Genomic DNA, 6928 nt, shown 5'->3' with positions numbered 1-6928 from the left:
CGCGACCTCTTCGGAGACCTGGCCGACGAACCGGCCTTCACCACCCCCTACCAGGCCGCACTCCACTCGCTGCACGAGCGTGGCGCCCGGGCCACGCTGGAGATGCTCGCCGAGAGCCGATGATCATCCGATCGAACCTCCTCTAGGTCACCTCTAGGTCACCTCTAGGTCGGCGTTTGACACCACGCTCCTAGAGCGCCCGGATGGAGGATGCGACGTTCCAGGGAAGGCCGAGTCGCTCGGTCACCTCGCTGCCGGAGAACGGGCCCTCAAAGTAGGGGCCCTGCATCATGTCGCAGCCCATCTCGTTCAACAGGGCGGCATGCTTGGCGTCGATGACGCCCGTGACTGCCAACGGTAGCCCGAGGCCCTCCACCCCTTGGACGATCAGCCGCACCAGCCCCGCCGAGGCGGGCGTGCTCCAGTCGAGGAAGCCGCCGTTGAGCTTGACCAGGTCGATGGGCAGTCGCAGCAGCCGGCGGACTGAGCTGTAGCCGGTACCGAAGTCTTCAAGGGCGACCCGGACGCCCAGCTGCCGGATCTGGTCGAGGTGGCCAAAGACGATGGGGTCATCGACCAACGTCGTGTCGTTAACCTCGATGACCAGCTGCCAGGGCTCGATCCCCGACTCCTCGAGGGCGTTCTTGATGTCGTCGATCACCCGTGCCCGAGCTAGGTACCGGACGGCCACGTCCACCCCCACGCCTAGCCGGGCACCGTGAGCGTTCCAGGTGGCCATCTGCCGGGTGGCGTGCCGCAGCACCCACGCGTCCAGTTCGGCGGTCAGGTCCGACAGCTCAGCGACCGGACGGAAAGCCGTCTCGGGCACCAGCCCGTAGCCGGGTCGGTCCCAGGACAGGCAGACCTCGTACGCGAGCACTACCTGGTCGCTGACGGTGACGACCGGCGCGTACCGCACGGTGAGCGCGTCGTCCTCGATCGCCTGCCGCAACCCGGTCTCGAGCTCGGCCCGATCGCGCAGCTCACGCCGTAAGGCGACGCCGAACACTTCGGCGCGACCGCGGCCGAGGTGCTTCGCGCGGTAGGTGGCCGTGTCGGCCTCGTACAGCAACTCATCAGCGTTCGTGCCGGCCTCCTGGCTGATCGCCACCCCGACGCTCGCCCCCACCCGCACCACGTGACCGTTCTGCAAGGGGATGACGACCGACACCTCGCGGATCAGCCGCTCTGCGACCCGCATCGCCGAGTCGATGTCCACCACCGGCTCGAGCAGCACCAGGAACTCGTCGCCGCCGAGCCGCCCCACCACGTCGCCCCGACGAAGCACGCCCTCCATCCGCCGGGCTACGGTCTGCAGAACCTCGTCGCCCCCATGATGGCCGTACGTGTCGTTGACCGCCTTGAAGCCGTCCAGGTCGACGAACAGCAGTCCGACCATGGCACCGTTGAGCTGAGCGCGGACCAACGACGCGGTGACCAGCTCCAGTACGTGGGCGCGGTTTGGCAGTCCTGTCAACGAGTCGTGGGTGGCCTGGAAGACCAGCGCACCCAGCGCCTCTTCCCGATCGGCCTGGGCGGCGGCGATCTGACGGATGACCAGGTACATCCGCATGACCACCAGCCCCAGCATGATCGCCGTCGCCCACGCGATCGGCCACGCGTTGACCGGCCCAGGCAGCAGGTCCTCCGCGACCAGCGTGAGCGGCGGAATGAGCGTGATCGCCAACGTAAACCCGAATCGCCAGCGGCTGAAACGACCCCGCACTGCATGTACCGGGATCGACAGCTCGTGCAACGACGGGTGCAGCACGGCGGTGCCGACGAGGACGTACGCCGCCAACCAGAGGTGGTCCAAAGGCCCGGCGCTACTGAAGGTGAGTGTCCCGAGAGCCGTCGCGGCGACGTTGACCACCGCCAGCAGTCCGAGGGCGACCACGAGCAGCCGCAGTGAGGTCGTACGGACGCCGGGGGTGGTGATGACGAACACGATGACGACGAAGATGACCGCGTCCAGCTGCGGATACGCCGCGACCACCGCGAAGTCCAGCGGCTCGTCCGTGGTCGGAACGGTCGGCAGGTCGAGGACGACGGAGATGAGCAGCCCGATGACGACGATCATCGTGAGTCCGTCCAGGATCCCCTCGACGTCGCGAGGCGGCCGCCGGCCCCGCGCCAGCAGCAGCAGGCTCAGCACGAGCACCGGATACGCCGCGAAGTAAAAGGCGTCCTCGGCCGAGGGGAAGTGGTCGACCCCCCTTGCCGCCATGACCGAACCGACAATGTTACCGAGCACCCACAGCCCCTGGCAGACCAGCAACAAGAACCAGGGGGCACGGCGGACCGGCCGGTTGATCCGGACGCCAACGGCGATAGCGACCAGGGCGAGGACGCTGACGCCCGTGTAGACGACCGATTGCGGGACACCGTGAGGTACCCAGTAGTAGGCGAGGTCGACGGCTCCACCAGCCACCAGAAAAATCAACCAGGCCCGTGGCCAACGCTGCTGCGGGGGCAACGTACTCATGCCGGCGATCCGCAGCCCGATGACACCAGGATCGTCTGTGCCGGGGCGAGCTGCGGCAGGCAGCATGGGCTCCAGGGCTGAACCGGACGCACCGGGGTCACCTTCCTAGAGCCGGCCCCGAGTTGCGCTTCCTATCCTACGGTCGCGCCCTCGGCGCGACGGGCGGGACCGCGTTGAGCCACCCGGTGGCCATCGTGAGCCAGCCAGGAGATCAGTGTCGGGGCCACCGTCGTAGGCGCAGAACGATACTCCCCGAAGCGCCCGCGCATCCCCGCACGAGGAGCGACGACCCTCCGTCCCGTTTGGAAGCGGCAGGTTAGATCACCTGAGACCAGTGCGTCGCTGAGCGTAGAGCTTCATCGTCATTCTGTCGTAGCCGTACCCACCTTCCTTGGAGCCCTCATGTGTGACGACCACCCCTCCCCGATCGGCGACGGACCGGCCGATACCGCTACCACCCGCAGACGGGTCCTGCGCGCGGCAGGCCTGCTCGTCGCGGCCGGAGGTGGCACCGCAGCCTTCGGCGCTTGTACCGCCGATGCGGAGTCCACGCCAGCGGCCTCATCGGCCGCGACCACTCCTAGCCCGGCGTCCTCGCCCAAACCTTCGGGAGCGGCGAGCTCGAGCGCCGCTCGTTCGCCATCCGCATCGACATCCGCGTCCAGTGCAGCACCCAAGCCCAGCGGACCCAGCGCCGCTATCGCGGACGTCCCTGTTGGTGGAGGGGTCATCCTCAAGAACGCCGACTACGTGATCACTCAGCCCAGCAAGGGCACCTATAAGGCCTTCAGCAAGATTTGCACTCATCAGCGCTGCCCGGTGACGGAGGTCTCCGATGGAGCCATCATCTGCAAGTGCCACGGCAGCAAATTTTCCATCGAGGACGGTTCGGTGGTAGAGCCGCCCGCAAGCAAGCCGCTGGCAGAGTCCAAGGTGATCGTCTCGGGTAAGGAGGTCTACGTCGAGGTCTGATGCTGACGTTCTGACCGAGGCGGAGCAGCGTCTTCACGGCGAGGAGCCACACATCTGGGTGAACTCATGTGCGGGGCGCGACCCGTTCCTTGGCTCGCATGGATATCAGGCCAGAGTTCTGAGGTGGAACTGGATCACCGGGTCGCCCACATCATGTTTCTCATCAGCGTCACGGCTGTGTGGTGGAGCCCCAGCTGCGGCCGAGGGTCTAGTAGTCTCTCGCCCTTAATTCCTTGGGCTTAGGGGCGACAAGCTACTGGCACCGACGGCACAGCTCTCCGCCTCTGGACGTCAGAGGTGATCGCCGACCGAGGTCAGTGCGCCGCGCGATACTGCTCGACCAAGTCGCCAGGCAGGCGACCGCGTGGTGCCACATCGAGGCCTTGCTTTTCAGCCCAGGCACGGACGGCTCTCGAGTCGACTGGCGTCGGCTCACTAGCCGGTCCAGCACTATGTGAACCTCGAGTGCGGGCTCGACGCCCCTTCCTGATGTAAACGTCCAGATCGCCGCGCAGCTTTTCCAGATTCTTGCTGCTCAGGTCAATCTCGTACCACTTACCTTCCAGCGAGAAAGAGACGCTACCGCCGCCAGCATCGATCTCGCTACCGTCCAGGTCGTCGTACCGTTCGATGATCGTCTTCTGCGCCACCTTGATAGCCTTCCCTGTGCACCAGGCCCTCACCGCTTAACTAAAGTGTGAAGCCCACGTCTCGGACGCGTCAAACTACGAGCCTCGATGTGCCCAAATCCTGAGACCTCATCTCGTCCGGCTGGCCATGGCTAATGCGCCGTACAAGCAGAACCTCGACAATGGCGCGGCCGAATGTACAGCGAAAGAGACACACCGCACCACCGCGCTAGCCCAAAGCTCACATGTCGTCGCAGAGCTAACGGCTGCCGATTGACGAGATGTTGTCGACAGCATTGCCGGTTGAGGCTCCTACCTGGTGTGCTGATACGCGGTCACCGGCTCGAACAGGACACTGGTCACCGTGTCCGCGGCCGAACGGGCCACCATCAAGGTGAAGGGCCCGCTTTCTACCGCCCACTGGCGGTTCTCGACGTCCCAGTGCTCGAACGTGCGCGGTCTGATTTCGACCTTCGCCACCACTTCCTCGCCCGGCACGGCTTCGACGACCGCAAAACCAGCCAGCCACCGCGCGGGTCGCTCGATATTGGTCGTCAGTCGAGTGGCGTACACCTGGACGACCTGACGGCCCGGGCGTCGTCCCACATTAGTGAGCCGCACCGAGAGATCGGCTGCACCATAGCTCCGAGCGGCGACTGTCACTTGGCCGTAGCTCCACTCCGTATACCCGAGGCCATGCCCGAACCAGTACGCGGGTTGCACGTCTGCTCGCTCGAACCAACGGTGTCCGATGTGCAGGCCCTCGCTGTAGACGACGCCCCCATTGATCGGCGTCGGCGAAGGGAGCGGCACGTCTTCGGTAGCGGGCCAGGTCGTAGGCAGGCGCCCACCAGGTTCGGCGGCACCTGTCAGTACGTCGGCGAGTGCCGAGCCAAACTCTTGTCCCGGAAACCAGGTGAGCAGGACCGCCGCGACCTCATCCCGCCACGGGAGGAGAACCGGCGAACCCGAGTTCACCACGACCACAGTCCGCGGATTGGCCGCCGCCACGCGGCTGACCAGCTCGTCTTGGCGCCCGGAGAGCGACAGCCTCTCGCGGTCGAAACCCTCGCTCTCGTCCTCTTCGGTCGTACCGACGACGACCACGGCGACGTCAGAAGCAGCCGCGAGATCAACGGCAGCTTGAATGCCGACATCGCCTTCGGTGAAGGGCCGCTCGAGGTTGAGCTGGAAGGCGACCATGGCTGCATCGAAGGAGCCGTTAGACGTCGCTGGTTCGAACCACAGCTCTAGGTTGACCGTCTGTCCGGCTTCAAGGAGCACCTCGTGCCCGTGCTGCGGCGGTCGCATCAGCCCTTCGGCCGGGTCCACGCCCTCGGGCAGACTGAGCTTGACGGAAAAGAGGGTCTCCTCGTCCCAGTTGAGGACAAACTGCCCCAGTCCGGACGCACCGATGAGGTACGTACCGGGGACATCGGCTCGAAGCTGGGAACGAAGCCTGATGGCGCTCACCTGCTTGAGGTCGACGCCGCCAGCGCTACCTTGCCAGTTGTAGTTGACCCCGAGCCGCTGCTCTCGGCCCAAGACTCCACCGTCGGCCGACAAGAACTCGATCTCGACGCCGACTCCGGAACCGTCTGGCAGGCCTAGGAGAGCAGGGTCGGCAATCGATATGCGGGTGTGGGCGCGCACCCCGGGAGCGTGGACGACCACCACATCAGCTCCCAGGCCATCCTTGAGTCCGGCGAGCGGAGAGATGACGTAGGAAGGGAAGACCAGCGCGCTTCCCCCACCAAAGGTCCTGGCGACCGCCGCATTCGGCCCCAGAACAGCGACGGTACGGACCCCGTCGTGGAGCGGGAGGATCGGAAGGACATCGTCTCGTGCTATTTCGTTCCGGACAAGGACGAATCCCGCAGCAGCGGCGGAACGGAGCTCGTCTTGTACTGAGATCGTCCTGACGCCAAGGCGGGGCCTGCCTGTCCTCGGCCGTAGCGCATCGACTCGACGCGCAAGCCGTAGCAACCGCAAGACCTTGTCGTCCACTGCCTGCTCAGACACCTGACCGCTACAGACAGCGTCGCAGAGCGCCTCTCCCCATGGCCCCGTCGGACCCGGCATGATCAGGTCCAGCCCGGCGTTGCCCGCAGCGACAGTGCTCCTACCGGCGAACCAGTCAGTCATGGTGAGGCCATCGAATCCCCACTCGCCCTGAAGAACCTCTCGCAGGAGCGGGCTCTCGGTCATCGTGACGCCGTTGGTTCGGTTGTACGCCGCCATGACGGCCCACGGCTGCGCATCCGCGACGATGTGTTCGAACGGTGCCAGGTAGAGCTCCCGCAACGCCCGCTCGTCAATGATCATGTCGGCGTTGAAGCGGTCGGTCTCGGAGTCGTTCCCGACGAAGTGCTTCAGGGTGGCACCGACACCCCCCGACTGGAGACCACTGACGTAGGCCGCACCGAGAACACCCGTCAAGAGAGGGTCCTCGCTCCACATCTCGAAGTGACGCCCGGCGTATGGACTCCGCTGCAAGTTCACCGTGGGTGCCAGCAGGACGTCGACCTCTTTACGCTGACACTCTGCCGCCAGTAACCGGCCTATGGCATCAATACGCTCGACGTCCCACGTAGCAGCCAAAGCCGTTGGTGACGGCACATTGGCAGACGGGTCCCGTTCGTCCCAGGCAACACCACGCACGCCTGCCGGCCCGTCCGAGACCACGATGGGGCGCAGCCCTGCGTCTGGCTGGGCTCGAGACGACCAGAAGTCGGCACCCGTCAGCAGATCCACCTTCTGCTCCAGCGTCAAGCTGGCCACCCGCCGCCTCAGCTCCGACGAGCTGTCCGAGGTGGGGAGCGGAGCCTCCAGCGTCGATCCG

Annotated in this window: 4 protein-coding genes; 1 reads left to right on the top strand and 3 read right to left on the bottom strand. The window is 65.7% G+C overall.

Annotated elements, in window-relative coordinates; genetic code table 11:
- Positions 1–190: 190 nt before the first annotated feature.
- Positions 191–2485 carry a putative bifunctional diguanylate cyclase/phosphodiesterase gene (locus ACFE76_RS15505; RefSeq protein WP_375432671.1) on the bottom strand — a complete coding sequence of 765 codons (2295 nt, stop codon included), beginning with the start codon at positions 2483–2485 and terminating at the stop codon, positions 191–193.
- Positions 2486–2887: 402 nt separating this feature from the next.
- Here ACFE76_RS15505 and ACFE76_RS15500 point away from each other — a divergent pair, with 402 nt between their 5' ends.
- Positions 2888–3457: a Rieske (2Fe-2S) protein gene (locus ACFE76_RS15500; RefSeq protein WP_375432670.1), complete on the top strand. Its 570-nt coding sequence runs from the start codon at positions 2888–2890 to the stop codon at positions 3455–3457.
- 314 nt (positions 3458–3771) lie between these two features.
- On the opposite strand, the gene ACFE76_RS15495 is transcribed toward ACFE76_RS15500, so the two are convergent.
- Both ACFE76_RS15495 and ACFE76_RS15490 read right to left on the bottom strand, forming a co-directional pair.
- Entirely contained in the window at positions 3772–4107 is a 336-nt protein-coding gene (locus ACFE76_RS15495; RefSeq protein WP_375432669.1) for an Lsr2 family protein, read from the bottom strand.
- Positions 4108–4398: 291 nt separating this feature from the next.
- The gene (locus ACFE76_RS15490) at positions 4399–6867 is read right to left on the bottom strand and encodes a beta-glucosidase (protein WP_375432668.1); all 2469 of its coding nucleotides are present in this window, start codon (positions 6865–6867) and stop codon (positions 4399–4401) included.
- Between the last annotated feature and the right edge of the window lie 61 nt (positions 6868–6928).

This window comes from uncultured Friedmanniella sp., assembly GCF_964244005.1.
In the GTDB taxonomy this organism is placed as follows: Bacteria; Actinomycetota; Actinomycetes; order Propionibacteriales; family Propionibacteriaceae; genus Microlunatus.
The sequence above is the reverse complement of the archived record's forward strand: the minus strand, read 5'-3'. Positions and strand labels throughout refer to the sequence as shown.